Here is a 23,747-nt window from a genome sequence, read left to right as displayed (position 1 = left end):
GCCGGTAGGAGGCATCAGCCCACGGCGCGCAACGCCGTAGGAATCCGACTCACCTGAAGGGGTTCGCGGTCGCGAACCAGAGGCCGATGCCGGTCGCGATGATGAACGCGCCATCGAGCACGCCCACCAGCAGGAACACCTTGCCCTGCAAGGGCTCCATCATCTCGGGCTGACGCGCCGAAGCTTCGAGGTACTTGCTCGCCATCACGCCCACGCCCAGGCACGAGCCGATGGCGCCGAGGCCGATCATGTGGCCCACCGCGAGGGGGAGGAGGTTGATGCCTTCCATGTCATTGCTCCTTGTGGTTAGTGCAAGGAGATGGTCTCGCGGTGGCCGCATGGCGTCCATGACCTCGGAGGTCATGGCCCTGCCCCGCAGGTTCAGTCAGCCTTGATGTTCCGGCTGGTGATGATGTCGGACAGCTGGGCGGTGTCGGCCTTCATGCGCTGGGCCAGGCCCTCGGGCGCGCTGCCCACGGCCTGCCAGCCGGCGCTGAGCACGCGGGCCTGCGTCTCGGGCTGCTTCATCACCTCGGCCACGGCCGCGGCCATGCGCGCCACGACCGGCCGGGGCAGCGAGGCCGGGCCGACGAGTGCCGTCCACACCTCGAGGTCGGTGCCGTGGACACCCGCTTCGCGCAGCGTGGGCACGTCGGGCACCAGCGCGCTGACGGTGGGCGAGGTGACGGCCACTGCCTTCAGCTTGCCTGACTTGACCTGCGGCATCGCGATGCCCGGCGGCAGCAGCGACAGCTGCACCTGGCCGCCGAGCAGCGCCGTCACCACCTGCGGGTTGCCGGGGAAGGGCACGTGCACCGCGGCGATGCCAGTCTTGCTCTTGAGCAGTTCCATGCCGAGGTGGGCCACGGTGCCATTGCCAGGCGTGCCGTAGTTGCCTTTGTCGCCAAGGCCCTTGGCCCAGGCCAGCAGCTCGGCCGGCGTGCCGCCGCTCGCACTCGCGGCGGCGGTGAGCACCAGCGGCGCCGTGCCCAGCAGCGAGATCGGCGCGAAATCGCGCGCCGGGTCGAAGGGTGTTGTGGGGTTGATGAGCCGGGCGACCGTGAGGTTGCCGTTGATCACGATGCCCAGCGTGTGCTCGTCGGTGGCCTTGGCCACCTGGTCGGCGGCGATGTTGCCGGAGGCGCCGGGCTTGTTGTCGATCACCACCGGCTGGCCGAGCGCCTTGGACAGGCCCTCGGAGAGCGCACGCGCCATCAGGTCGGGCGACGACCCCGCAGGGAAGCCGACCACCAGCCGCACGGGCTTGGTGGGCCAGGCGGTGGTCTGCGCCATCGCGGGCGCCAGCGGGAGCAGCACGGCCGCGGCCGACGCCAGAAGCTGTCTCTTGGTGATCATGGGGTACGTGTCTTGCATGGGAAGGGCAAGCGTAAGTCAGAATCGATTTCGCCTCTCTCAGGAGCCGCCCCATGGATCTGCTCGTTCGCAATGCCACGCTGCCCGATGGGCGCACCGGGATCGATGTGCTCGCGCAGGGCGGTCGCATCACCGCGGTCGGCCCGGGCCTGAACGCCCCCGACGGCATGCCGGTGCTCGATGCGCAGGGCTTCTTGCTGAGCCCGCCCTTCGTCGACGCCCACTTCCACATGGACGCGACGCTCAGCCACGGGCTGCCGCGGGTCAACGCGAGCGGCACGCTGCTCGAAGGCATTGCGCTGTGGGGCGAGCTGAAACCGCTCCTGACGCAAGAGGCGCTGGTCGAGCGCGCGTTGCAGTACTGCGACTGGGCGGTGGCCAAGGGCCTGCTCGCAGTGCGCTCGCATGTGGACGTGTGCGACGACCGGCTGCTCGCCGTCGACGCGCTGCTGCATGTGAAGGAGCGGGTGAAGCCCTATCTCGACCTGCAGCTCGTCGCCTTTCCGCAAGACGGCGTGCTGCGCTCGAAGAATGCCGTCGACAACCTCAAGCGTGCACTCGACAAGGGCGTGGAGGTCGTGGGCGGCATCCCGCACTTCGAGCGCACTTCTGAACAGGGTGCCGACAGCGTGAAACTCCTCTGCGAGATCGCCGCCGAGCGTGGCCTGCGCGTCGACATGCACTGCGATGAAACCGACGACCCGCTATCGCGCCACATCGAGACGCTTGCCTATCAGACGCAGCGGCTCGGCCTGCATGGGCGTGTCGCGGGCTCGCATCTCACGTCGATGCACTCGATGGACAACTACTACGCGAGCAAGCTGATCCCGCTGATGGCCGAAGCGCAGATCCAGGCGATCGCCAACCCGCTCGCCAACATCGTGCTGCAGGGCAGGCACGACACCTATCCCAAGCGCCGCGGGATGATGCGTGTGCCCGAGCTGCTGGCCGCGGGCGTCAACGTGGCCTTCGGTCACGACAGTGTGATGGACCCGTGGTACATGCTGGGCAGCGGCGACATGCTCGAAGTGGCCGCGATGGGCCTGCACGTGGCGCAAATGACGTCGCAGGCGCAGATGAAGCAGTGCTTCGACGCGGTGACGGTGAACCCGGCGCGCATGCTGGGCCTCGAAGGCTACGGCCTCGATGCGGGTTGCCACGCCGACTTCGTGTTGCTGCAGGCGCGCTCCCCGGTCGAGGCGATCCGCCTGCGCTCGACCCGGCTCGCGGTGGTGCGCCGCGGCCAGGTGATCGCGCAGACACCCGCGGCCACCGCCAGCCTCGCCTTGCCCGGCCGACCGGCCAGCGTGGACTGGACACTTCGCCGGTAGAACTCCCCCTAGAATCGTTTCGACAACAGGGAAGTCTTACCAATGAAACTCATAGGCGCGCTCACCAGTCCGTACGTTCGAAAAGTGCGCATCGTGATGGCCGAGAAGCGGCTGGACTACCAGCTCGAACTCGAAGACGTGTGGAATCGCGACACCATCATGAAGTCCAACCCGCTCGGCAAGGTGCCGTGCCTGGTGATGGAGGGTGGCGAAGCGGTGTTCGACTCGCGCGTGATCGTCGAATACGTCGACACGCTCTCGCCAGTGGGCAAGCTCATCCCCGATCGCGGCCGCGAGCGCACCGAAGTGCGCACCTGGGAAGCCTTGGCCGATGGCGTGATGGACGCGGCCATCCTCGCCCGCCTGGAGCAGACCTGGGCTGGCCGCAGCGAAGCACAACGCAGCGCCACGTGGATCAGCCGCCAGATGGACAAGGTGCACGCCTCGCTTGCCGCCATGAGCCAGGGCCTGGGCGACAAACCCTTCTGCAGCGGCATCCATTTCTCGCTGGCCGACATTGCGGTGGGTTGCGCGCTCGGCTACCTCGACTTCCGCTTCGCGCACATCGACTGGCGCAACCAGTACCCCAACCTGGAAAAGCTGGAGGCGAAGCTCGCACAGCGGCAGAGCTTCATCGATACCGTACCGCCCAAAGCTTGAGCGTCGCGAAGCGAGACGCTTCATCAAGCAACGCCCAAGGGACGGGTTTCCCGGCCCGATGGGTGGCGCCCCTTGGGGACAGGAGCGCAGCGACTGGGGGGCGGTTTACGCAGCGCGCAGAGACAGCGTGCTCGCGCGCTGGTCGAACTGCAGCTTGTGGTACACGCGGCGGATGCCGCAGGCCACGCTGTGCACGCTGGCGTGCCACTGCTGCGCAATCTCGTCGACGAGATAACCCTGCGCCACCCACTGCAGGATTTCCTGCTCGACACCGGTGAGCACCAGCGGGTCGAGCGCTTCGGTCATGGTGTCGTAGCGGCGCGCAGGCGGCTTGCGGAAGTGCGACAGCAGCTGGCGAGCGATGCTCGGCGAGATGGGCGACTCGCCGCGCCACAGCTGCTCGAGGGCGCCGATCAGCGCGTCGTGCGTCTTGGTGTGCACCCAGTAGCCATCAGCTCCGGCTCGCAGCGCTTCGAGCAGCAGGGCGTCGTCGTGCGAGACCATGGTCACCAGCACGTGCGGCCCTTGCGAGCGCGCCGCCTGGCGCAGCTCGCCCAGCAGCGGCTCGACTTCACCATCTTGCACGCGCAGGTCGGTGACGAGGATGTCGGGGGCGTTGTGCCGCATCACGCGACGGGCCTGCTCGACCGTGTGGACCTCGTCACGCACCCAGAAGGTGTCGGTCGCATCGATCAGCGCACGCAGCCGGGGGCTGGCTTCGTGATCGCGCTGGAGCAGGACGACGGACGGCATGAAGGAGGTGCTGGAATGCGTTGACTGGCGGGGCATTGTTGTGACAGCCAACGCATGGTGCATCCCCTCAAACCCGCGTTCATCCCCGTGTTCGGGGGGCGTTGTAGCCAGCTGCTACAAGGCCCGATCGCGTGGGTGTCCGCTTCGTCTACGGGCTTGCCTGGAAGCTGTGCGCGCTGGCCATCGGCCAGTACAGCTTGAAGACGTTGTGCGGCATCTCGCCGTGCAAGAGCTCGCCCGGCTGCACGAACGACAGCAGGTTGGCGAGCAGCTTGACCTGGTGGTCGCTGCAGCGGCGCACGATGTGCGAAGCCGTGATGCCCGCGGGGTGATCGAGGCCGGCGGCCTGCACCAGTTCCTTCAGCGCCTTGAGCGTGCTCTGGTGGTACTGGAACACCCGCTCGGCCTTCGTCGGCACGACGAGCGCGCGCTGGCGCTGCGGGTCCTGCGTGCTCACGCCGGTGGGGCACAAGCCGGTGTGGCAGTTCTGCGCCTGGATGCAACCGAGCGCAAACATGAAGCCGCGTGCCGAATTGCACCAGTCGGCGCCGAGCGCCATCATGCGCGCGATGTCGAAGGCACTGATGACCTTGCCGGCACACCCGAGCTTGATCTTGTCGCGCAGGTTCAGGCCGACGAGCGTGTTGTGCACGAGCAAGAGCCCCTCCTGCAGCGGTGCGCCCACGTGGTCGGTGAATTCGAGCGGCGCCGCGCCGGTGCCACCCTCGGCGCCGTCGATCACGATGAAGTCGGGCGTGATGCCGGTCTCGAGCATGGCCTTGGCGAGACCGAACCATTCCCACGGGTGACCAATGCAGAGCTTGAAGCCGGTCGGCTTGCCACCCGACAGGTCGCGCAGCCGGTCGATGAACTGCATCATCTCGATCGGCGTGTCGAAGGCGCTGTGCTTCGCGGGCGAGATGCAATCGACCCATGGTGCGACACCGCGCGCCGCAGCGATCTCGAGCGTGACCTTCGGCCCCGGCAGCACGCCGCCGTGGCCGGGCTTGGCACCCTGGCTCAGCTTGAGTTCGATCATCTTCACCTGCGGCAGCGTCGCGTTGGCGCGGAAGCGCTCGGGGTCGAAGCGGCCCTGCGCGTCGCGGCAGCCGAAGTAGCCGGAGCCCACCTCCCAGATCAGGTCGCCGCCATGCTGCTGGTGGTGCACGCTGATCGAGCCCTCGCCGGTGTCGTGCGCGAAGTGGCCACGCTTGGCGCCCGCATTGAGCGCCAGGATGGCGTTGGCCGACAGCGCGCCGAAACTCATCGCCGAGATGTTGAAGACGCTCGCCGAATACGGTTGCGCCCGCCCAACCCCGATGGTCACGCGGAAATCGTGCGTGGCAAGCGTGGTGGGCACGAGCGAATGGTTGATCCACTCGTAGCCGGTGGCGCCCACGTCCATCTGCGTGCCGAAGGGGCGTTTGTCAGGTTCGCCCTTGGAGCGCTGGTAGACGAGCGAACGCTGCTGGCGCGAGAACGGCGCCGCCTCGTTGTCGCTCTCGATGAAGTACTGGCGCATCTCGGGCCGGATGAACTCGAGCAGGAAGCGCAGGTGCCCGATCACCGGGTAGTTGCGCAGCACCGAGTGGCGCGTCTGCAGCACGTCGTGCACGCCCAGGGCCAGCAGCAGGGCGAACAGGAGCACCAGCATGCCGCTTGTGCCGAAGCCCACCCACGCGAAGGCACTCAGCAGCAGGCCCACGGCGCACAGGAGCCACGCCGTGTAGCGAACCGGGTAGTACTGGTTGAGCGTGTGCAGCCAGGCGTGCATGGTTCCCTCGCGTTCCCTCGTGTGCCGCGGCCCGGGGCCCGGTCGGGCCGATGGTAGACGCGGCGCGCGGCGCAGGTGTGCGCGAATGACGGCATGGACACCTCCCCTGCAGATTCGTATGCTCGCGCGGTCCTTTCGCCTTGCGAGTCTGCATGCCCGCCTCCTTTCTTTCGCGCCTGGCCCTGCTGTGCGGCGCCCTCGGCCTCACGCCCACGCTGTGGGCCGCGCCGGCGTCCGGCCCGCTGGGCCAAACCGGCAGCAACATCCCGTTGCGCGACACCCGCTGGAGCCTGCAGACGATCGACGGCGCCCCGGTGGCCGCGAGCGGCCCGCGCGGGCGGGCACAGCTGTCCCTGCGCGCAGCCTCGCAGCACCTGTCGGGCTTCGCCGGCTGCAACACGCTGAGCGGCCGCTACATCCAGCGCGGCACCTCGCTCGCCCTCAAGCCGCTCGCCACCACCCGCATGGCCTGCGAACCCGGGGTGATGCAGCAGGAAACGCGCTTCCTGCAGGCCCTCGCCGGCATCGACAGCTATCGCGTCGAGGGCCGCCAGCTGAGCCTGCTGCAAGGCGACGTGGTCAAGCTCACCTTCATCGCCACACCCGCGCGTTGAAGTACCTCACCGCCAGCCACTTCGAGATGCCACGCGTTGTTTTAGCACGGTCGTGCATAGCAAGTCGTGCCAAACGACCGTGAACGACGACGCACTCTCCAAAGGGAAACCCGCGCCTGTCACGCAGGTGACGGAGCCCGCCGCCTCTCGCTCACTAGCCTGCCGACCAGTTGAGCGCCAACGCCGCCCTGTCGCACCTGCGTGCGAAGGCGAGCCGATGCGCTGCCGATTTGTCCATCTCCTGCGAAGTACCCCATGACCCTGAACCGCCGCCTCTTCCTCAGTCGCTCTGCCCAGACCGCCACCGCCCTCGGCATGGCCGTCTGGCTGCCGAGCTCCCAGGCCGCTGCGGAAGCCATGTCTTCCAAGCACGTCACCTTCGGCAGCTCGCTGCCGCTCACCGGCCCGCTGGGCGCCTCGGGCAAGGACCACGTGATGGGCATCCAGGCCGCCTTCGCCGCCGTCAACCGCGCCGGCGGCATCCATGGCCGCGAGCTGCGCCTGATCACGATGGACGACGCCTACCAGCCGGCCAAGTCGGCCGAGAACGTGCAGCGGATGGTGGCCGAGAACTCGGTGATGGCGCTCGTCTCGCAGGTGGGCACGCCCAACACCGCGGCGCTCCTGCCCATCATCGAGAAGGCCGGCCTCCCGCTGGTCGGCCCCATCACCGGCTCGGGCGCTCTGCGCAACCCGCAGCTGCGCAACGTGTTCCACATCCGCCCGAGCTATGGCGAGGAAGTGACGCGCATGGTCGAGCAGCTGGTGAAGATGGGCCTGTCGAACATCGCCTTCGTCTACCTCGACAACCCCTTCGGCAAGGAAGTGCTGGCGCAAGGCAAGGCCGCACTTGCCGCCGCCAAGCTGACCGCCAGCGGCGAATTCGCACTCGCCTTCGACGGCAAGAACGCGGCCGAGGTGGCGCAGCGGGTCGAAGACTCGCGCGCCGGTGCCGTGTTCCTCGCCACCACCGGCTCGGGCGTGACCGACTTCGTGATCGCGCTGCGCAACAACATGGGCTCGATCCCGATCGTCGGCCTCTCGGTCACCTACTCCGACCTGCCGCGCCTCGGCAAGGACAAGGCACAGGGCCTGGCGATGGCCTCGATCTTCCCGAGCTTCAAGAGCAAGAAGTTCGCGCTCATCCGCGAGCACCAGGCCGACATGGACGCGATGGGCTTCGATGCGCCTACCGGCTCGGCCGTCGAAAGCTGGATCAACGCCCGCGTGCTGATCGAAGGCGTGCGGCGCGCCGGCCGCGACCTCCACCGCGACAAGCTGCGCGCCTCGCTGGCCAGCATCCGCGGCTTCGAGGTCGGCGAACTGGTCATCAACTTCAGCAGCGCCGCGCCCTACGTGGGCACGTTGCCGGTGAAGCTCGGCGTGATGGGCCCCGACCTCACACTCCGCGTTTGAACTGATCACGTTTGAACGGATACCGTCGGTTTGAGCGCCTCGATGAACATCGCGGCACAACACACATACAGCCAGGAGACAGCACCGATGAGCCTCAACCGCCGCCACTTCCTCACCCGTGCCAGCCAGGGCGCCGCCGTACTCGGCGGCGCCAGCTGGGTGATTCCGACCTGGGCCGCCGAAGACGGTGTGACGTCCAAGTCGATCACCATCGGCAACTCGACGGCCCTCACCGGCCCGCTCGGCAACGCCGGGCAGGACCACACCAAGGCCATCCAGGCTGCCTTCGCACAGATCAACAAGGCCGGCGGCGTGCACGGCCGAGAGCTGAAGATCGTCAGCAAGGACGACGGCTACCAGGCACCGCGCACGGTCGAGAACATCAAGAAGATGATCGACGACAGCAGCGCGCTCGCGTTCATGTCGCTGATCGGCACGCCCAACAACGGCGCCATCCTGCCGATGACAGAGAAGGCGGGCATCCCGGTGCTGGGCCCCATCACCGGCGCCGCCTCGCTGCGCAAGCCCGAGTTCAAGAACACCTTCCACATCCGGCCGAGCTACACCGACGAAGTCACGCGCATGGTGCAGCAGCTGGTGCAGATGGGCCTGCAGGACATCGCGGTCGTCTACCTCGACAACCCCTTCGGCAAGGAAGTGCTGGGCAACGCGCAACGTGTGCTCGCAGACCAGAAGCTCAAGGCCGTGGCCTCGATCGCGCTCGCGGTCGACGGCAAGAACCACGCCGAGGTGGCGCAGCAGATCGTCGACAGCAAGGCCGGGGCGGTGTTCCTCGGCACCACCGGCACCGGCACCACCGACCTCATCCTCTCGCTGCGCGAGAAGGCGGCCGGCCTGCCGGTGATCGGCCTGTCGGTCACCTTCACCGACACCAAGCGCCTGGGCAAGCACCTGCAGGGTTTGGCAATGGCCTCGGTGTTCCCGAGCGCGCAGGTGATGAAGTTCGCGGTGGTGCGCAACTTCCATGCGTCGATGGAGGCGGCCGGCCTCACCACCACTGGGCTGGGCCTCGAAAGCTGGATCAACGCGCAGGTGATCGCCGAAGCGCTGCGCCGCGCAGGCCGCGACGTCACGCGCGAGAAGCTGCGCAGTGCGCTCGCGGGCCTGCGCAACTTCGAGGTGGGCGAGGTGGCGATCAACTTCACCAACGCCGCGCCCTACGTGGGCACGACCGCCGTGAAGCTCGGCGTCTTCGGGCCCGACGGGATTCTTCGTTCCTGATCAGAAGAACGCGAGCAGCGCCCGGGCCGTCTCGGCGGGCGCTTCTTCCGGCACGAAGTGGCCGCTGGGCAGCGCCTCGCCGCTCACGCGGCCGGCGCACTGCGCCTGCCACAGCTCCAGCGGCTTGAACATGCGCTGCACCACGCCACGCGTGCCCCACAGCACCTGCGTGTCGCAGGCGATGCGCTGGCCGGCCGTGCGCGAGGCGCGGTCGTGTTCGAGGTCGATGCCGGCCGAGGCGCGGTAGTCCTCGCAGATCGCGTGGATGCTCTCGGGCACGACGAAGCAGCGTTCGTATTCGGCGATGGCCTCGGGCTCCAGGTAGCCCATGCCGGCGCTGCCCCAGCCCCCCAGCTTCCAGCGCAGGTAGAAGAGCGGGTCGCCGCCGATCATGCGTTCGGGCAGCGGCGCCGGCTGGATCAGGTGGAACCAGTGGTAGTAGGCCGCGGCGAAGCGCATGTCGGTCGCGCTGTACATGTCGAGCGTGGGGGCGATGTCGAGCACGCTGAGCTTCGTCACCGCATCGGGGTGGTCGAGCGCCAGACGGTGCGCCACCCGGCCACCGCGGTCGTGACCGACGAGGCCGAAGCGCGGGTGCCCCAGCGCGCGCATCAGCGCCACCATGTCGGCGGCCATCGCACGCTTGCTGTAGTTGGCGTGGTTCTGGTCACCCGGCGGTTTCGACGAATCGCCGTAGCCGCGCAGGTCGGGCATCACGAGGAAGAAGCGATCGCGTAAGCGCAGCGCCACGCGGTGCCAGATCACATGCGTCTGCGGGAAACCGTGCAAGAGCAGCAGCGGCGGCCCACCGGCCGCGCCGCCGGTTCGGGCAAAGATCTGCTGGCCGTTGACCTCGTACCGCTTCGCCTCGAAACCGTCGAACCATGCCATGGTGCTCACCTCCGGGGCTGCGATCTTGTCATGGGGCGGCTATCCTCGCCGCCTTCATCATGTTGACCCCGATCACCACCGTGGCTGATGCCCAGGCCATGTTCAGCGAACTGCAGCAACGCGCGCAGGCCGCCGGCGTGACGCTGCGCCCGCCACCGCCCGAGCCCACAACCTGCTGCGGACGTGGCTGCAACGGCTGCGTGTGGGAGGGCTGGTACGCCGCCGTCGACTACTGGCGCGAAGAAGCGCTGCTGCGGCTCGCGCCTTAGCGGCCCAGCGCCCTTGCGTCGACAATGCCGCGCATGGCCGCCCTGCGCACCGTCCACGCCACCCGCTACCTCACGCCACTGCGCGAAGGCGGCTCGCTGCCGGCCATCGTGGAGGCCGACGACGACGGGCTCTACGTGCTCAAGTTCCGTGGCGCCGGCCAGGGGCCGAAGGCGCTCGTCGCCGAGCTGGTGGCGGGCGAGCTGGCGCGGGCACTCGGCCTGCCGGTGCCCGAGATCGTCTTCATGCAGCTCGATGCCGAACTCGCCCGCACCGAGCCCGACCCCGAGATCCAGGAGCTGATCCGCGCCAGCGACGGCCTCAACCTCGCGCTCGACTACTTGCCGGCCTCGGTGACCTTCGACCCGCTGGCCGAGCGGCCCGACGGCGAACTCGCCTCGCGCATCGTCTGGTTCGACGCCCTCGTGACCAACATCGACCGCACTCCGCGCAACGCCAACCTGCTGCTGTGGCACCGCGGGCTCTGGCTCATCGACCACGGCGCGGCGCTCTACTTCCACCACAGCTGGGACGACTTCCTGCAGCGCGCGGCCAGGCCGTTCGCACCCATCAAGGACCACGTGCTACTGCCCTTCGCGAACCGCCTGGCCGACGTCGACGCCGCGATGGCCGCCGTCCTCACGCCCGAGCGCATTGCCGAGATCGTGTCGCTGGTGCCCGAGGCCTGGCTGCTGCCCGACCCCTTCTTCTCGGGCCCGGCCGCCCAGCGCCGTGCCTACGTCGACTACTTCATGCGCCGGCTGCAAGCGCCGCGCGCCTTTGCCGAGGAGGCCGCCCGTGCCCACGCTGCACACGTATGACTACGCCATCGTGCGCGTGGTGCCGCGCGTGGAGCGTGGCGAGTTCGTCAACGTGGGCGCCATCGTGTCGTGCAAGCGTGCGCACTTCCTCAAGGCCCGCATCGAACTCGACGAGGCCCGCGTGCTCGCGCTCGCGCCGGGGCTGGACCTCGTGCCAGTGCGCGCCACGCTGCAGGCCATCCCCGACATCTGCGCCGGCGGCGAGGCGGCCGGCGCCTTGGGCCAGCTGTCGGCACGCGAACGTTTCGACTGGCTGGTCGCGCCGCGCAGCACCGTCATCCAGACCTCGCCGGTGCACACCGGCCGCTGCGACAACCTCGACCTCGCACTCGACAAGCTGATCGAGCGGATGGTGCGCGTTTCGTCGGCCTGAGGACTCAGGCCACTCGCACGCACGGCTCGCCCGCGACGAGGCGGCCGACCACCGCCGCATCGTCGAAGCCCGCGGCCGCGAATCGTGCGAGCACCGCCTCGGCCGCCTCGGGCGCGCACGACACGAGCAGGCCGCCGCTCGTCTGTGGGTCGGTGAGCAGCGCGTGCTGCCACGGGTCGATCGCCGCCCCGAGCGTCACCGCGGCGCCGTAGCCCGCCCAGTTGCGCGCCGACGCGCCGGTGGCCACCCCTTCGCGTGCAAACGCGCTGGCCGTGCCGATCAGGGGCACCTGCGCCATCTCGACCTCGGCCGCCAGCTTCGAGCCGCGGCACACCTCCAGCAGGTGGCCGAGCAGGCCGAAGCCGGTCACGTCGGTCATCGCATGCACGCCGTCGATCTCGGCCAGCACGCTGCCCACGCGGTTGAGTTGCGTCGTGTGGCGCAGCATCTCGGCGTAGCCCTTGGCGTCGAGCCGGCCTTTCTTCAAGGCGGCCGAGAGGATGCCCACGCCGAGCGGCTTGCCGAGCACCAGCACGTCGCCGGCCTTCGCGTCGGCGTTGCGGCGCACGCGCTGCGGATGCACCAGGCCGAGCGCCACCAGGCCGTAGATCGGCTCCAGCACGTCGATCGAGTGGCCGCCAGCGATCGGGATGCCGGCCTCGCGGCACACGCTGGCACCGCCTTCGAGGATGGCGCCGATCACCTCGAGCGGTAGCTTGTCGAGCGGCATGCCGACCAAGGCCAGCGCCATGATGGGTGTGCCGCCCATCGCGTAGATGTCGGAAATCGCATTGGTGGCCGCGATGCGGCCGAAGTCGCGCGGGTCATCGACAATCGGCGTGAAGAAGTCGGTGGTGGCCACCAGGGCCTGCTGGTCGTTGAGGCGGTACACCGCGGCATCGTCGGCCGTCTCGGTGCCCACCATCAGCTCCGGCGGGATCAGCCCTTGGGGTGCGCGCGAGAGGATGTCGGCCAGCACGCCCGGCGCGATCTTGCAGCCGCAGCCGCCGCCGTGGGAAAACGAAGTCAATTTGATCGGGTCCATGCCCGCGAGTGTCGACCAAACCAGCGATGAGTCACAAGCTCTACACCGTTGAAGATCTGAAGGAGTTCAGCGTCATCATCGACGCCCGCTCGCCCTCGGAATACGCGCTCGACCACATCCCCGGCGCCATCAACTGCCCGGTGCTCGACGACGAAGAGCGGCGCATCACCGGCACCACCTACGTGCAGGTCTCGGCCTTCGAGGCGCGCAAGATCGGCGGCGCGATGGTCGCGCGCAACATCGCCCGCCACCTTGACGAGCGTTTCGCCGACAAGCCGCGCGACTGGCGCCCACTCGTCTACTGCTGGCGAGGCGGCATGCGAAGCGGCAGCTTCGTCACCTGGCTGCGCCTGGTCGGCTGGGACGCGCAGCAGCTCAAGGGCGGCTACAAGGCCTTTCGCCACCATGTCATCCAGAGGCTTGAGGCGCTGTGCCCTGCGCTGCAGCTGCAGGTGCTGTGCGGCCCGACCGGCAGCGCCAAGACCCGCGTGCTGCAAGCCCTGCGCGAGCAAGGCGAGCAGGTGCTCGATCTCGAAGCGCTGGCCGCACACCGCGGCTCGGTGCTGGGCGCGGTGCCCGGCCGCGAGCAGCCGTCGCAGAAGGGTTTCGAGACGCAACTGATGAGCGCGCTCGAAGCGCTCGACCCGTCACGCCGCGTGTGGGTCGAGGCCGAAAGCCGGCGCATCGGCCGCATCACCGTGCCCGATGCGCTGCTGCTGCGCCTGCGCGAGAGCCCGGTGGTCGAGATCGCCGCCACGCCCGAGGCACGGCTTGCCTACCTGCTGCGCGACTACGCCTGGCTTGGCGACGACCCGAAAGCGCTCGCCGACAAGCTCGGCGGCCTCAAGGGCCTGCTGCCCAACGACACCCTCACCCAATGGCAGGCCTGGGCGCAGGCGCGCGAGCTGCCCACGCTCTTTGCCGCGATGATGGCCGAGCACTACGATCCGCAGTACGCCCGCTCGCAGGGCCGCCACCTGCAACGGCTCACGCAGGCGAGGCGCATCGAGACCGATGACCTCACGCCAGACGGCATCGCCGCGTTGGCCCGCCGGATCGCCTCTCTTTCCTGACCCACCCATGAGGACCCACTGCATGTCTCTCCTTCGCCGTCACCTGCTCTGCCTCGCCGCCCTCGCCGCAGGCCCATGGGCCCATGCCCAGACGCCGGTGCTGCGGGTCACCGCGATCCCCGACGAATCGCCCACCGAGCTGGCACGCAAGTTCGCGCCGCTCGGCGCCTACCTCGAAGCCAGGCTCGGCATGAAGGTCGAGTGGACGCCGGTCACCGACTACCCCGCGGCGGTCGAGACGCTGGTCCACCGCAAGATCGACCTCGCCTGGTTCGGCGGCTTCACCTTCGTGCAGGCGCATGTGCGATCGGGCGGCAAGATGGTGCCGCTGGTGCAGCGCGAGGAAGACGAACGTTTCCGCTCGGTGTTCATCGCCGACGCGAAGGGCGGCATCACGAAGCTCGACGACCTGAAGGGCAAGACGCTCAGCTTCGGCTCGGCCTCCAGCACCTCGGGGCACCTGATGCCGCGCAGCTTCCTGCTGGCCGCCAAGATCAACCCCGACACCGACCTCAAGCGCGTGAGCTTCTCCGGCGCGCACGACGCGACCATCGCCGCGGTGGCCAGCGGCAAGGTCGACGCCGGCGCACTCAACATCTCGGTGTGGGAGAAGTTCGTGGCCGAGAAGAAGGTCGACACCGCGCAGGTGAAGGTCTTCTACACGACGCCGCCCTACTACGACTACAACTGGACGGTGCACGCCGACATGCCGGCCGAGCTGCGCGAGAAGATCAAGGCCGCCTTCCTGGCGCTCGACCCGAACACGCCGCAGGGCAAGGAGATCCTCGCGCTGCAGCGCGCGACGCGTTTCGTGCCGACCAAGGCGGAGAACTACGCCGGCATCCGCGCTGCGGCGGAAAACGCCGGGCTGCTGAAGTAAGTGGTCGAGCTGCAGCAGCTGTCGGTCGCAGCCGCCGCCGGGGCACGCAGTGCCGCGCTGCGCGGTGTGAGCTTGCGCATCGAACCGGGCGAGCAGGTGGCGGTGATCGGCGCGTCGGGCGCCGGCAAGACCACGCTGCTGATGGCGCTGGCCTGCGCGCTGCAGCCGCTGGCGGGCGAGCTTCGGCTGTTCGGCACCGACCCCTGGTCTCTCGGCGCGGCGGCGCGGCAGCGCCTGCGCGCCCGCCTCTTTCTCGCCCCGCAGGTGCCACCGCTGCCGCCGCGCCAGCGCGTCGTGGCCTCGGTGCTGGCCGGCCGCCTGCCATCGATGACGCTGTGGGCGAGCCTGCGCACACTGTGGCACCCGGCGCAGGCCTCGCTGGCGCATGAAGCGCTGACCACGCTCGATCTGGCCGACAAGCTCTGGGACCGTGTCGACCGCCTCTCGGGCGGCGAACGCCAGCGCGTGGGCCTGGCCCGCGCGCTGGTGTCCCAGGCCGAGCTGTGGCTGATCGACGAGCCGCTGTCAGCGCTCGACCCGACCCGTGCGCAGCAGGTCATCACCACGCTCACCACACGCGCACAACGCGAGCGGCGCACGCTGGTGTGCAGCCTGCACCAGGTGGCGGTGGCGCGCGAGCGCTTCCCGCGCATCGTGGCGTTGCGCCAAGGCGAGTGTGTCTACGACGGCCCGTCGAGCGGCCTCGGCGACGAGGCCCTGCGTGCGCTCTATGCGGGCAGCGACGAGGCCGGCACACCGCCCCCCGGCCCGCCGCCGCACCCCGCCGCCCTGCCCGCGGCGATGTGCCGTTGAACACCGCCGCCACGCCCCTGCGCGACCCGGCGTGGCTGCGCCGCTGGTCGGCGCTGCTGGTGGGTGCGGTGCTGTTGTGGCCGCTGGTGGTGTGGACCGAATTCAACCCGCTGACGCTCGCCGATGCCCGCAGCCTCGCGGCCACCTGGCAGTTCTTGCGCGAGTTCGCACCGCCACGGCATGACGCCGAATTCCTGCAGCTGCTGGCACGCGAAACCTGGCGCACCGTGGCCATCGCCACTGCCGGGCTCACGCTGGCGTGGCTGATCGCGGTGCCGCTGGCGCTGCTGGCGAGCACGCGGCTGTCGGTGAGCGCGCTCGGCACGCGCATGGCCGCCGCGCCGTGGGCGCTGCGCCAGGCGGCACGCTGGCTGCTGGTGCTGCTGCGTTCCATTCCAGAGCTGGTGTGGGCGCTGGTCTTCGTGCGGGTGGTCGGGCTCGGGCCGACGGCCGGCGTGCTGGCGATCGCCATCGCCTACGGCGGCATGCTCGGCAAGGTGTACGCCGAGATCCTCGACAGCAGCGATGCGATGCCCACGCAGGCCCTGCTGCGCAACGGCAGCAGCCGCCTGCAGGCGTTCTGCTTCGGCGCCTTGCCGCAATGTGCGCCCGAGCTGACGAGCTACACGCTGTACCGCTGGGAGTGTGCGATCCGCTCGTCGGTGGTGCTGGGCTTCGTGGGCGCAGGCGGCCTCGGGCAGCAGCTCGACAACGCGGCCAAGATGTTTGCCGGCGCCGAGGTGGGCGCCATCCTGCTCGTCTTCGTCGTGCTGGTCGCGTTGAGCGACCGCCTCAGTGCGTGGCTGCGCAAGGAGATCGCATGACGGCCCGGCGCCGCGGTGTTCTCGTGCTGCTGGGCATCGCGGCACTCGTCTTCGCCAGCTTCGCGACGCTGGACCTGCGCTGGGCCGACTTCCTCTCGCCCGGCGCGCTGCGCCAGATGGGCGAGTTCGGCGCCAGCTTCTTCCCGCCGGAACACTCGGCCGGCTTCCTGCGCAAGACGCTGCAGGCCGCCGGCGAGACGCTGGCGATGTCACTGCTGGGCACGCTGCTCGCCGTGGTGGCCGGGTTGCTGCTCGCGCTGCCGGCCAGCGCCCGCGGCCACAGGCTCGCGCGGGGTGCCGCGCGGCTGGTGCTCAACGTGCTGCGCTCGGTGCCCGAGCTGGTGTGGGCCTCGCTGCTGCTGGTGGCAGCCGGCCTGGGCCCGCTGCCGGGCACGCTCGCGCTGGCGCTGCACACCACCGGCGTGCTGGGGCGGCTCTTCGCCGAGAGCATCGAAAACGCCGCACCCGAGCCTGCGCTGGCCCTACGCGTGCGCGGCATCGCGGGGCCGCAGGTCTTTCTCTGGGCCACGCTGCCGCAGGTGCTGCCGCAGCTGCTCTCGTACGCGCTCTACCGCTGGGAGAACAACATCCGCGCAGCCGCCGTGCTGGGCGTGGTCGGCGCGGGTGGGCTGGGCCAGATGCTCAGCTACCACCTGAGCCTCTTCCAGATGCACGAGAGCTGCACCGTGCTGCTGGCCATGATGGCCCTGGTGCTGGCCGTGGACGCGCTCTCGTGGCTGGCGCGCCGCGCCCTCACCCGCTGACGGCGGCCGGTCCTAGGTTCAGCCGGCCGGCTGGCCCTCGACCGTGATCGCGCGGGCGGCGAGGTAGCGGTGGAAGTCGCTGAGCGGGATGGCGGTCACCCCGCGGGTGTCGCCCTCGGCCCAGCTGAGCGTCACGTCGAACTCCGATTCCTGGAATTCGATCGGGCCTTCGGGGATCGTGATGTTGGGACCGTCACCCTCGCGGTAGACCACGGGGCCGGTGATGCGTGCGCTTTGGGACATGGCGTTTGCTCCTGTGTGCCGGGGTCGATGGACTCCCATTCTCGAAACCGGCCGGGCTAAGCCACAACCGGGCGATGTCTTCCGCGGCTGTAGGTTCTGTCCTACAGCGGCAACCGCTGGTTACGCCTCGACGAGGCTGCTGAATCCGCCCCAGAACATGCGCTGGCTGTCGAAGGGCATGGTGGCCGGGTCGATGTTGGCGATGCGCGGGTCGGCCATCACCTTCGCGTTGACCTCGTCGCGGTGCTCGCGCGAGCGGTACACGATCCACGAGAAGACGACGACCTCGTCGTCCTTCAGCTGCACCGCCTGCGGAAAGGAGGTGAGCTTGCCCGGCTGCACGTCGTCGGCCAGGCCTTCGAAGTAGGCGATCGCGCCGTACTCCTTCCAGACCACGCTCGCGTCTTGCGCGAGCTTGCGGTAGGCCTCGATCTTGTCCTTGGGGACAGGCAAGACGAATCCGTCGACGTAGTGCGGCATCGGGTCACTCCTGCGCGGGTTGAGCGTGCTGCGACAGCCTAGCGCCCAAGCGCCACCTGTGAAAGGCCAGGGCTTTTCGAATCGGCCCCGGCCTGACCTCGGTCAAGCGATGTCGTTTTGCGTCTCGACGATGCGCGAGACGATGCCGTAGTCGATGGCCTCCTGGGCGCTCAGCCAGAAGTCGCGCTCCATGTCGGTCTTGACGGTGTCATACGGCTTGCCGGTCTGCTTGGAGATCACACGCGCGATGCGCTCGCGGGTGCGCAGGATCTCCTTCGCCTGGATGGCGATGTCGGTCGCCTGCCCACCGGCGCCGCCGGCCGGCTGGTGGATCATGAAACGGGTGTTGGGCAGGCACAGGCGGCGCTCTTTCGGAGCCGCGAGAAAGATGTGCGCGCCGGCGCTCGCCACCCAGCCGGTGCCCACCACCGTGATCGGGGCGCGCACGAAGCGGATCATGTCGTGGATGGCGTCGCCCGACTCCACGTGCCCGCCGGGCGACGAGATCAGCATCGTGATCGGCGCATCGGACTCCTCCGACAGCGCGAGCAGGCGGCGGCAGGTGGCGTGGGCGAGCTTGTCGTCGATGGCGCCGAAGACCAGCACGTAGCGCGACTTGAACGCGAGCTGGTCTTCGAGGCGGTCGGTCTTGTCGACGTTGATGACGGGCTTGGCGTCGTCGTCGTGGGAATGTTGGCGGGTCATGTCGGCCTCCTGAGTGGGATCGGCCGATTGTTGCGCAGGCCGCGGGCCAGTGCGTCGGGCTCAGCGGTACTTGCCGTTGACATAGTCGGCGAGCAGGCGCGGGTTCAGCGCGCGGCACGCGCCCGGCATGTCCGAGAAATACAGGCAGCGGGGCCGGCCCTCGACGAAATCGAGCGAGACCGTGCCACCCTCGGTGCCGCGCATGCCCTGGAAGCGGTAGCCGGCCTCGACCTTGGCGGGCCGCCCTGCTGCGTCGCGCTCGGTCACCTGCGCACGCTGTATCGACCCGGCCAGGTAGCGGTTGAAGGCCCAGCTGCGGCTGGCGTCCCCCACCAGGTCTTCGAGCAAGCGAACGTAGTTCGAGTCGCGGTAGGTCTCGCCCGGCGCCGGCGGCAGCATGGCAACGCCCATCGAGCGGCTGCCGTCGAGCTGCACCCCGGGTTTGCCGGTGAGGAAGTTCTCCAGGTTCACACGGAAGCGCTCCAATGCCGCGCCATCGCAGGCATTGGAGGCCACCGCATCCGCACCCGCCTCCGAATAGGCCTTCACCACGTTGACCATGTTGGCGGCCATGGCCAGCGGGTTGCCGCCCTTCATCATGTCCATCATGCTGCGCATCGAGGCGCCCATCTGGTCCATGCCGCGCGAGCTGCTCGCCCTGACCAGCGAGCGCTCCGCGTAGACGCCGGTGCCGACCGTCCGGTACGAGCTGCAGGAGCGCGAGATCTCCATGCCGTAGCCGTTGCGGGTGACCGTCTCGGCGGCACATTCCTGTCGCGTGAGTTCCACCGGATCGGCGATGTGCTTCGGGCATTGCCGCCAGAACTGCTGCATGTAGCCGCTCGCCAGCGCCGAGATCTCGGTGCTGCCGGGGGCGGCCGTGATGTCTTCGAAGCTGCCTCGGAAAAGGCTGCGCACGACGGCGCCATTCGCCGCGGTGACCGCCAGGTCGGACGCGCTCAACACGACCGGCCGGCCGGGGCCGGTCGAGGTGGCCGCGGTGGCCGACGCACGCTGCGCCTGGGCGAGCCGCGCCCTTTCGTCTTCGGCGACCCGCGCCTCGATCTGCGCACGGCGCTCCTCCAGCGGCGCCCGGAACTCCTGCCGCAAGGCCGCCAGCCGCTCGCCGCCGGCGCCAAACAGGGCCGTGAGTTCGGCATGCCGCGCCGCGACGTCGGCGCCACTGCCGAGCGCGGCGACCTGCGCCTTCCAGGCCGGCAGCAGGGCACTCAACACCCGGGTGCGCGCTTCGTCGAGCCCACGCACCGCCTGGTCGAGCGCCGGGGACTTGAGCTCGGCGTAACGCCCGAGCACCTCGCGCTCCCAATCGGTCAACGCCTGTGCGCCCTCGCGTGTCGGCGCGATCGCGCGCAAACGCTCCTGTTCGGCCTGCAGCTCGGGCGCGATGCCGGCGTCCACGAGCTGCTGCACCTCGCGGTCCAGCTCGCTGGCGAGCTGAGGCGGCAGCGCGCCCAGGCTGCGACGCAGTTGCCGGTGGTCGCGCGCCAGCTGCAAGGCGGCCTGCGTCGACGGGGGCGTCGCGCGGGCCTGGGCGAGCCAGTCCTGCACGATCGCCGGCAGCAGCTCCGCTTCGCGTTGTGCCACGTACTGCTGCACCAGCTGCCGGTCGGCGGCCGACAACCGGGTGTAGCCGCGCGCCTCGGCGGCGCGTGCCCGCAGCTGGGTGAGGCTGGCCAGGTCCGCGGCGGTGTCGTCGGCCTGCGCCATCAAGGCATTCGCGCGCTCGAGCTGATGGCGCGCGTCGGCGAGAAAGCGACCGATCTGCATGGCGTCGGCCGGCCCGCGCTGGCCGTCGAAGGCCTGGCGCAGAACGCCGGCATAGCGGCTGAGCTGCCGCACCTGCTCGGGATCGGGCGGCTCGGGCGCGAACAGCCGTCCGAACAAGCCCCGCGGCGGCGGACGCAGGCCGAGGCAGGGCGCCATCGCCGACTCGTAGGCCTCGCGGTGCCAGGCCCCGCCGTCCTGGTCGTACACACGCCCGAAGACGGCGAGCATGTGTTCGTCGCGGAAGACGTCCAGCAGGCCGGCAGCGCTGCGGCCGCCCGGCGCGCTGCCGGACTCCAGCCAGCGCAGCAGCGCATCGCAGCGGGCGCGCGTGCCGCTCGCACTCGACAGGCTGCTCAGCGTGCTCTGCGGCTTGAGCACCGGGGCCTTGGCCTCGGCCGACCTCGGAACGACCAGCGCCGCCAGCATCACCACCCCAAGCGTCGACGCCACCAGGCCGCGCCACCGCGGCCCCACCACCGGCTTGTCACCCATGTTCCCCCCTGGTCCACGTCTGCTTCGATCAGACAGACGCAGGGTGCAAGCTAATGTCAGGCCCCTCGCCGTGCCACCCCGCGACCGTGGGTGACGCTGCCCGCCCCAAGACTTGGGGGCAAGGCTGTGGACAAGCAGGTCACAGGCTGTGGGCAACCCGTGAAGAAGCGGTGGGCAGGCTGTGGAGCCCGGTCACCGCAGCCACTGGAACACGAGCCCCGCCACCGCGCTGCCCGCGATCACCGGGATCACGCCCAGCTTGAAGCGAAAAAGTGCCACCCCCGCCGCGAGGCCGATCACCGCCGAGGCCCATTCGAAGACACCCGCCAGGCCCTGCGGCCACAGCACGTGGTACGCAAAGAACACCGCCAGGTTGACGATCACGCCCACCACCGCGGCGGTGATGCCGGTGAGCGGCGCGGTGAACTGCAGCTTGCCGTGCGTGGTCTCGATGAAGGGCGCGCCGAGGAAGATGAAGAAGAACGACGGCAGGAAGGTGAAGAAGGTGACGACCGTGGCCGCTGCGGCACCGGCCAGCGCGAGCGCATCGGGGCCGAAGATCGCCTTCGTCCAGCCGCCCACGAAACCGACGAACGACACCACCATGATCAACGGGCCGGGCGTGGTCTCGCCGAGCGCGAGGCCGTCGATCATCTGCGGGCCGGTGAGCCACTGGTGGTGGTCGACCGCGCCCTGGTAGACGTAGGGCAGCACCGCATAGGCGCCGCCGAAGGTGAGCAGCGCCGCCTTGGTGAAGAACCAGGCCATCTGCGTGAGCACCGCCTGCCAGCCGAAGAGGGCGGTGAGGCCCCCGATGGCCAGCGCCCACAGGCCGACGAAGACCACGATCACCGCGCGAAAGCGAGCCCAGCTGAAACGGGCGTGTTCGGGCGTGGGGGTGTGGTCGTCGATCAGCGCGGGGCCGTGGCCTTGTGCCGCCTTGCCGTGCCCACCCCCGGCGCTGAACTTGGCAGGCACCAAGCGCCCACCGAAATAGCCGATGAAGCCCGCGGCCAGCACGATCAGCGGGAAGGGCAGCTGCAACGCGAAGATCGCGACGAAGGCCGCGATGGCGATGCCCCACAGCCAGCCGTTCTTCAGCGTGCGCGAGCCCACGCGCCACGCCGCGTGCACCACCAGCGCCGTCACCGCCGGCTTGATGCCGTAGAAGAGCCCGGCGATCACCGGCACGTCGCCGAAGGCCATGTAGACCCACGACAGCGCGATCAGGATGAAGAGCGAGGGCAGCACGAAGAGGCCACCGGCGACCAGCCCGCCCCAGGTGCGGTGCATCAGCCAGCCGATGTAGGTGGCGAGCTGCTGCGCCTCGGGGCCGGGCAGCAGCATGCAGTAGTTGAGCGCGTGCAGGAAGCGGCTCTCCGAGATCCAGCGTCGCCGCTCGACCAGCTCCTCATGCATGATCGCGATCTGCCCCGCAGGCCCGCCGAAGCTGACGAAGCCGAGCTTGAGCCAGAAGCGCAAGGCCTCGGTGCGGGAGACGGGCGCAGGCGGCGCGGCGGTCGTGGGGTCAGTGGTCATCGGGTGTCAGCTGCAGCGCAGCGTAAAGAGAGTCGAAGAGCGGCAGGGCGGCCGCGAGCAGGGCGTCGTCACGCGCGTGCAGCGCCTGCAGGCCGCGCACCACGGCCTCGACGCCCGGCGCCTCGTCGACCGGCGCGCCGCCGACGTCGATGAAGTGCACGAGGGCGGCCAGGCGGCGCAGCGCGGGGTCGCTCAGGAGCGCAAAACTTTCGGCCACCACCTCGAAGGTGACACGGTCGCCCACGTGGGTGAAGGTGGCGCCGTCGAAGTCGTAACCCAGCGCCGTCTTCGGGCATTTCGCCGGGTCGGCGAGCCACACGAAGCGGGGCGAACGGTCGATGAAGCGCTGCACCAGCCAGGCGGTGGCGAGGCGGTCGACCCACGGGCGCTTGCGCGTGGCCCAGGTGCGGCCTTGGTGGTCGGCGATGGCCCGCGGCGTGATGGCGAACTCGGTCGCACGGGGCTCGCCCGGCGAGAGCTGGCGCTCGATGTCGAGGCGAAGTGCGGCCAGTGCCTCGGCCGCCTTCCGGCCGGCAGGGCCGGGGAAGAAATCGCTGGCCTGGATCGCCTGGACCTGCTGCTCCAGCGCGCGCAGCGTCTTGCGCAGCTGGGCCTCGCTGGCCTTTTTCAGCCCGCTGCGCGCCTGCCTGATCGACTGCAGCAGCTCGGCGTAGAGACTCACGCCGGTCGAAGAGGGCGCGAAACACCTGCTCCTGCGCGTCGTCGTGCGACGGCACGTGCAGCAGGTGCGCCTCGGCGCCGGCTTGTCGGATGGTGGCTTCGAGACTCGTGCAGGGCCTGGGCGGTGTCCGCGTGATCGGGCAGCACGTACACCCCCTCGCGAAGCGTGCCGGCGCCCGTGGCCTTGAGTGCGCGCCACACGCGCACCCGCAGGCCGCTGGGCGAGGTGGGCAGCGTCGCCGTCAGGATCAGCCAGGTCGTCATGAAGCAAATATCTCATGCTGAGATGTCTGCTACAAGGCACTTTTCCGAGGCTTGAAATGACAGCGCCGTGCACAGGGCACGGCGCGGTTCATGCGAGAGAGGCGTGTTCGGCTCAGAACGGGATGTCGTCGTCCATGTCGTCGAAGCCGGTCGACGACTTCGCGGCGGGCTTGCTGGCCGCCGGGCGCGAGGCCGGGGCGCTGCGCTCGCCACCACCGCCTTGCGAGCCGCGGCTGTAGCCACCGCCGCCGCCTTCGTCGCCGCCACCACCGCCACCTTCACGGCCGCCGAGCAGCTGCATGTTCTCGGCCATGATTTCGGTGGTGTACTTCTCGACGCCGTCCTTGTCGGTCCACTTGCGGGTCTTCAGGCGGCCTTCGACGTAGACCGGGCGGCCCTTCTTCAGGTACTCACCCGCGATCTCGGCCATGCGGTCGAAGAACACGATGCGGTGCCATTCGGTCTCTTCCTGCTTCTCGCCGGAGTTCTTGTCTTTCCATTGGCGCGAGGTGGCCACGGTGATGTTGCACACGGCCGAGCCGTTGGGGGTGTAGCGGACTTCCGGGTCCTTGCCCAGGTTGCCGATGATGATGACTTTGTTGATCGAGGCCATGGGGCGCTCCAGGAAGAGTAGATCGGG

Annotated in this window: 27 protein-coding genes; 13 read left to right on the top strand and 14 right to left on the bottom strand. The window is 69.4% G+C overall.

Going from position 1 to position 23,747, the window contains the following annotated elements; all coding sequences use genetic code 11:
• Positions 1-49: 49 nt before the first annotated feature.
• Entirely contained in the window at positions 50-289 is a 240-nt protein-coding gene (gene atpE, locus LRS03_RS18915; RefSeq protein ID WP_257827448.1) for a F0F1 ATP synthase subunit C, read from the bottom strand.
• A 92-nt stretch (positions 290-381) separates the two neighbouring features.
• A complete protein-coding gene (locus LRS03_RS18910) occupies positions 382-1,356 on the bottom strand; it encodes a Bug family tripartite tricarboxylate transporter substrate binding protein (protein ID WP_257827447.1) in 975 nt (324 codons plus the stop codon).
• Positions 1,357-1,427: 71 nt separating this feature from the next.
• Between LRS03_RS18910 and LRS03_RS18905 the strand changes: the two genes are divergently transcribed.
• Both LRS03_RS18905 and LRS03_RS18900 read left to right on the top strand, forming a co-directional pair.
• Entirely contained in the window at positions 1,428-2,705 is a 1,278-nt protein-coding gene (locus LRS03_RS18905) for an amidohydrolase family protein (RefSeq protein ID WP_257827446.1), read from the top strand.
• A 42-nt stretch (positions 2,706-2,747) separates the two neighbouring features.
• Entirely contained in the window at positions 2,748-3,365 is a 618-nt protein-coding gene (locus LRS03_RS18900) for a glutathione S-transferase C-terminal domain-containing protein (RefSeq protein WP_257827445.1), read from the top strand.
• A 105-nt stretch (positions 3,366-3,470) separates the two neighbouring features.
• Here the strand turns inward: LRS03_RS18900 and LRS03_RS18895 are convergent, their stop codons facing one another.
• Both LRS03_RS18895 and LRS03_RS18890 read right to left on the bottom strand, forming a co-directional pair.
• Positions 3,471-4,118, bottom strand: a complete 648-nt coding sequence (locus LRS03_RS18895) for a LuxR C-terminal-related transcriptional regulator (RefSeq protein WP_257827444.1) — start codon at positions 4,116-4,118, stop codon at positions 3,471-3,473.
• Positions 4,119-4,266: 148 nt separating this feature from the next.
• Positions 4,267-5,892 (bottom strand): FMN-binding glutamate synthase family protein, encoded by a 1,626-nt coding sequence (locus LRS03_RS18890; protein WP_257827443.1) that lies wholly within the window; start codon positions 5,890-5,892, stop codon positions 4,267-4,269.
• A gap of 152 nt (positions 5,893-6,044) precedes the next feature.
• Here LRS03_RS18890 and LRS03_RS18885 point away from each other — a divergent pair, with 152 nt between their 5' ends.
• The 3 genes from LRS03_RS18885 (at position 6,045) to LRS03_RS18875 (ending at position 9,164) form a co-directional block, all read left to right on the top strand.
• On the top strand, positions 6,045-6,506 hold the full coding sequence (locus LRS03_RS18885; RefSeq protein WP_257827442.1) for an META domain-containing protein: 462 nt from the start codon (positions 6,045-6,047) through the stop codon (positions 6,504-6,506).
• 255 nt (positions 6,507-6,761) lie between these two features.
• A complete protein-coding gene (locus tag LRS03_RS18880) occupies positions 6,762-7,922 on the top strand; it encodes an ABC transporter substrate-binding protein (RefSeq protein WP_257827441.1) in 1,161 nt (386 codons plus the stop codon).
• A gap of 87 nt (positions 7,923-8,009) precedes the next feature.
• On the top strand, positions 8,010-9,164 hold the full coding sequence (locus LRS03_RS18875) for an ABC transporter substrate-binding protein (RefSeq protein ID WP_257827440.1): 1,155 nt from the start codon (positions 8,010-8,012) through the stop codon (positions 9,162-9,164).
• Here LRS03_RS18875 and LRS03_RS18870 read toward each other — a convergent pair whose 3' ends face one another.
• Positions 9,165-10,055 (bottom strand): alpha/beta fold hydrolase, encoded by an 891-nt coding sequence (locus LRS03_RS18870; RefSeq protein ID WP_257827439.1) that lies wholly within the window; start codon positions 10,053-10,055, stop codon positions 9,165-9,167.
• A 59-nt stretch (positions 10,056-10,114) separates the two neighbouring features.
• On the opposite strand from LRS03_RS18870, the gene LRS03_RS18865 reads away from it, so the two are divergent.
• Genes LRS03_RS18865 through LRS03_RS18855 form a run of 3 tightly spaced genes read left to right on the top strand, consistent with a single transcriptional unit; the run spans position 10,115 to position 11,516 of the window.
• The gene (locus tag LRS03_RS18865; RefSeq protein WP_257827437.1) at positions 10,115-10,324 is read left to right on the top strand and encodes an oxidoreductase-like domain-containing protein; all 210 of its coding nucleotides are present in this window, start codon (positions 10,115-10,117) and stop codon (positions 10,322-10,324) included.
• A gap of 42 nt (positions 10,325-10,366) precedes the next feature.
• Positions 10,367-11,143, top strand: coding sequence for a HipA family kinase (locus LRS03_RS18860; RefSeq protein ID WP_257829609.1), 777 nt, complete (start codon positions 10,367-10,369; stop codon positions 11,141-11,143).
• The gene (locus LRS03_RS18855; protein WP_257827435.1) at positions 11,121-11,516 is read left to right on the top strand and encodes a DUF3037 domain-containing protein; all 396 of its coding nucleotides are present in this window, start codon (positions 11,121-11,123) and stop codon (positions 11,514-11,516) included. The genes LRS03_RS18860 and LRS03_RS18855 overlap by 23 nt, the downstream gene beginning before the upstream one ends.
• A 4-nt stretch (positions 11,517-11,520) precedes the next feature.
• Here LRS03_RS18855 and selD read toward each other — a convergent pair whose 3' ends face one another.
• Positions 11,521-12,561, bottom strand: a complete 1,041-nt coding sequence (gene selD / locus LRS03_RS18850) for a selenide, water dikinase SelD (RefSeq protein ID WP_257827434.1) — start codon at positions 12,559-12,561, stop codon at positions 11,521-11,523.
• Positions 12,562-12,587: 26 nt separating this feature from the next.
• Here selD and mnmH point away from each other — a divergent pair, with 26 nt between their 5' ends.
• The 5 genes from mnmH to phnE (LRS03_RS18825) are packed head-to-tail and all read left to right on the top strand — an operon-like array spanning position 12,588 to position 16,915.
• Positions 12,588-13,634: a tRNA 2-selenouridine(34) synthase MnmH gene (gene mnmH, locus LRS03_RS18845; RefSeq protein WP_257827432.1), complete on the top strand. Its 1,047-nt coding sequence runs from the start codon at positions 12,588-12,590 to the stop codon at positions 13,632-13,634.
• A gap of 22 nt (positions 13,635-13,656) precedes the next feature.
• Complete coding sequence (locus LRS03_RS18840; RefSeq protein WP_257827431.1) at positions 13,657-14,514, top strand: putative selenate ABC transporter substrate-binding protein; 858 nt, start codon at positions 13,657-13,659, stop codon at positions 14,512-14,514.
• On the top strand, positions 14,515-15,327 hold the full coding sequence (locus tag LRS03_RS18835) for a phosphonate ABC transporter ATP-binding protein (RefSeq protein WP_257827429.1): 813 nt from the start codon (positions 14,515-14,517) through the stop codon (positions 15,325-15,327).
• A complete protein-coding gene (gene phnE, locus LRS03_RS18830) occupies positions 15,324-16,151 on the top strand; it encodes a phosphonate ABC transporter, permease protein PhnE (protein ID WP_257827428.1) in 828 nt (275 codons plus the stop codon). Before LRS03_RS18835 ends, phnE (LRS03_RS18830) begins: the two co-directional genes overlap by 4 nt.
• Positions 16,148-16,915, top strand: coding sequence for a phosphonate ABC transporter, permease protein PhnE (gene phnE, locus LRS03_RS18825; RefSeq protein ID WP_257827427.1), 768 nt, complete (start codon positions 16,148-16,150; stop codon positions 16,913-16,915). Before phnE (LRS03_RS18830) ends, phnE (LRS03_RS18825) begins: the two co-directional genes overlap by 4 nt.
• Before the next feature lie 18 nt (positions 16,916-16,933).
• Here the strand turns inward: phnE (LRS03_RS18825) and LRS03_RS18820 are convergent, their stop codons facing one another.
• The 8 genes from LRS03_RS18820 to ssb all read right to left on the bottom strand — a co-directional run bounded on the left by LRS03_RS18820 (position 16,934) and on the right by ssb (position 23,720).
• On the bottom strand, positions 16,934-17,158 hold the full coding sequence (locus LRS03_RS18820) for a hypothetical protein (RefSeq protein WP_257827426.1): 225 nt from the start codon (positions 17,156-17,158) through the stop codon (positions 16,934-16,936).
• Between the two features lie 120 nt (positions 17,159-17,278).
• Positions 17,279-17,638 carry a DUF1428 domain-containing protein gene (locus tag LRS03_RS18815; RefSeq protein WP_257827425.1) on the bottom strand — a complete coding sequence of 120 codons (360 nt, stop codon included), beginning with the start codon at positions 17,636-17,638 and terminating at the stop codon, positions 17,279-17,281.
• Between the two features lie 102 nt (positions 17,639-17,740).
• Positions 17,741-18,343, bottom strand: a complete 603-nt coding sequence (locus tag LRS03_RS18810; protein ID WP_257827424.1) for an ATP-dependent Clp protease proteolytic subunit — start codon at positions 18,341-18,343, stop codon at positions 17,741-17,743.
• A gap of 60 nt (positions 18,344-18,403) precedes the next feature.
• Positions 18,404-20,623: a coiled-coil domain-containing protein gene (locus LRS03_RS18805; RefSeq protein ID WP_257827422.1), complete on the bottom strand. Its 2,220-nt coding sequence runs from the start codon at positions 20,621-20,623 to the stop codon at positions 18,404-18,406.
• Positions 20,624-20,815: 192 nt separating this feature from the next.
• On the bottom strand, positions 20,816-22,162 hold the full coding sequence (gene chrA, locus LRS03_RS18800; RefSeq protein ID WP_257827415.1) for a chromate efflux transporter: 1,347 nt from the start codon (positions 22,160-22,162) through the stop codon (positions 20,816-20,818).
• Entirely contained in the window at positions 22,152-22,844 is a 693-nt protein-coding gene (locus LRS03_RS18795; protein WP_257827413.1) for a chromate resistance protein, read from the bottom strand. The genes chrA and LRS03_RS18795 overlap by 11 nt, the downstream gene beginning before the upstream one ends.
• Positions 22,841-23,107 carry a hypothetical protein gene (locus LRS03_RS18790; protein WP_257827412.1) on the bottom strand — a complete coding sequence of 89 codons (267 nt, stop codon included), beginning with the start codon at positions 23,105-23,107 and terminating at the stop codon, positions 22,841-22,843. Before LRS03_RS18790 ends, LRS03_RS18795 begins: the two co-directional genes overlap by 4 nt.
• Before the next feature lie 112 nt (positions 23,108-23,219).
• The gene (gene ssb, locus LRS03_RS18785; RefSeq protein ID WP_257827410.1) at positions 23,220-23,720 is read right to left on the bottom strand and encodes a single-stranded DNA-binding protein; all 501 of its coding nucleotides are present in this window, start codon (positions 23,718-23,720) and stop codon (positions 23,220-23,222) included.
• Positions 23,721-23,747: the final 27 nt, after the last annotated feature.

The organism is Rhizobacter sp. J219 (assembly GCF_024700055.1).
Classification (GTDB): Bacteria; Pseudomonadota; Gammaproteobacteria; order Burkholderiales; family Burkholderiaceae_C; genus Rhizobacter.
The sequence above is the reverse complement of the archived record's forward strand: the minus strand, read 5'-3'. Positions and strand labels throughout refer to the sequence as shown.

What these genes read in the sequence shown, in the direction of transcription:
- atpE (WP_257827448.1), bottom strand. Translation starts at nt 289, where the DNA reads ATGGAAGGCATCAACCTCCTCCCCCTCGCGGTGGGCCACATGATCGGC.
- LRS03_RS18910 (WP_257827447.1), bottom strand. Translation starts at nt 1,356, where the DNA reads ATGATCACCAAGAGACAGCTTCTGGCGTCGGCCGCGGCCGTGCTGCTC.
- LRS03_RS18905 (WP_257827446.1), top strand. Translation starts at nt 1,428, where the DNA reads ATGGATCTGCTCGTTCGCAATGCCACGCTGCCCGATGGGCGCACCGGG.
- LRS03_RS18900 (WP_257827445.1), top strand. Translation starts at nt 2,748, where the DNA reads ATGAAACTCATAGGCGCGCTCACCAGTCCGTACGTTCGAAAAGTGCGC.
- LRS03_RS18895 (WP_257827444.1), bottom strand. Translation starts at nt 4,118, where the DNA reads ATGCCGTCCGTCGTCCTGCTCCAGCGCGATCACGAAGCCAGCCCCCGG.
- LRS03_RS18890 (WP_257827443.1), bottom strand. Translation starts at nt 5,892, where the DNA reads ATGCACGCCTGGCTGCACACGCTCAACCAGTACTACCCGGTTCGCTAC.
- LRS03_RS18885 (WP_257827442.1), top strand. Translation starts at nt 6,045, where the DNA reads ATGCCCGCCTCCTTTCTTTCGCGCCTGGCCCTGCTGTGCGGCGCCCTC.
- LRS03_RS18880 (WP_257827441.1), top strand. Translation starts at nt 6,762, where the DNA reads ATGACCCTGAACCGCCGCCTCTTCCTCAGTCGCTCTGCCCAGACCGCC.
- LRS03_RS18875 (WP_257827440.1), top strand. Translation starts at nt 8,010, where the DNA reads ATGAGCCTCAACCGCCGCCACTTCCTCACCCGTGCCAGCCAGGGCGCC.
- LRS03_RS18870 (WP_257827439.1), bottom strand. Translation starts at nt 10,055, where the DNA reads ATGGCATGGTTCGACGGTTTCGAGGCGAAGCGGTACGAGGTCAACGGC.
- LRS03_RS18865 (WP_257827437.1), top strand. Translation starts at nt 10,115, where the DNA reads ATGTTGACCCCGATCACCACCGTGGCTGATGCCCAGGCCATGTTCAGC.
- selD (WP_257827434.1), bottom strand. Translation starts at nt 12,561, where the DNA reads ATGGACCCGATCAAATTGACTTCGTTTTCCCACGGCGGCGGCTGCGGC.
- mnmH (WP_257827432.1), top strand. Translation starts at nt 12,588, where the DNA reads ATGAGTCACAAGCTCTACACCGTTGAAGATCTGAAGGAGTTCAGCGTC.
- LRS03_RS18840 (WP_257827431.1), top strand. Translation starts at nt 13,657, where the DNA reads ATGTCTCTCCTTCGCCGTCACCTGCTCTGCCTCGCCGCCCTCGCCGCA.
- phnE (WP_257827427.1), top strand. Translation starts at nt 16,148, where the DNA reads ATGACGGCCCGGCGCCGCGGTGTTCTCGTGCTGCTGGGCATCGCGGCA.
- LRS03_RS18820 (WP_257827426.1), bottom strand. Translation starts at nt 17,158, where the DNA reads ATGTCCCAAAGCGCACGCATCACCGGCCCCGTGGTCTACCGCGAGGGT.
- LRS03_RS18815 (WP_257827425.1), bottom strand. Translation starts at nt 17,638, where the DNA reads ATGCCGCACTACGTCGACGGATTCGTCTTGCCTGTCCCCAAGGACAAG.
- LRS03_RS18810 (WP_257827424.1), bottom strand. Translation starts at nt 18,343, where the DNA reads ATGACCCGCCAACATTCCCACGACGACGACGCCAAGCCCGTCATCAAC.
- LRS03_RS18805 (WP_257827422.1), bottom strand. Translation starts at nt 20,623, where the DNA reads ATGGGTGACAAGCCGGTGGTGGGGCCGCGGTGGCGCGGCCTGGTGGCG.
- chrA (WP_257827415.1), bottom strand. Translation starts at nt 22,162, where the DNA reads ATGACCACTGACCCCACGACCGCCGCGCCGCCTGCGCCCGTCTCCCGC.
- LRS03_RS18790 (WP_257827412.1), bottom strand. Translation starts at nt 23,107, where the DNA reads ATGACGACCTGGCTGATCCTGACGGCGACGCTGCCCACCTCGCCCAGC.
- ssb (WP_257827410.1), bottom strand. Translation starts at nt 23,720, where the DNA reads ATGGCCTCGATCAACAAAGTCATCATCATCGGCAACCTGGGCAAGGAC.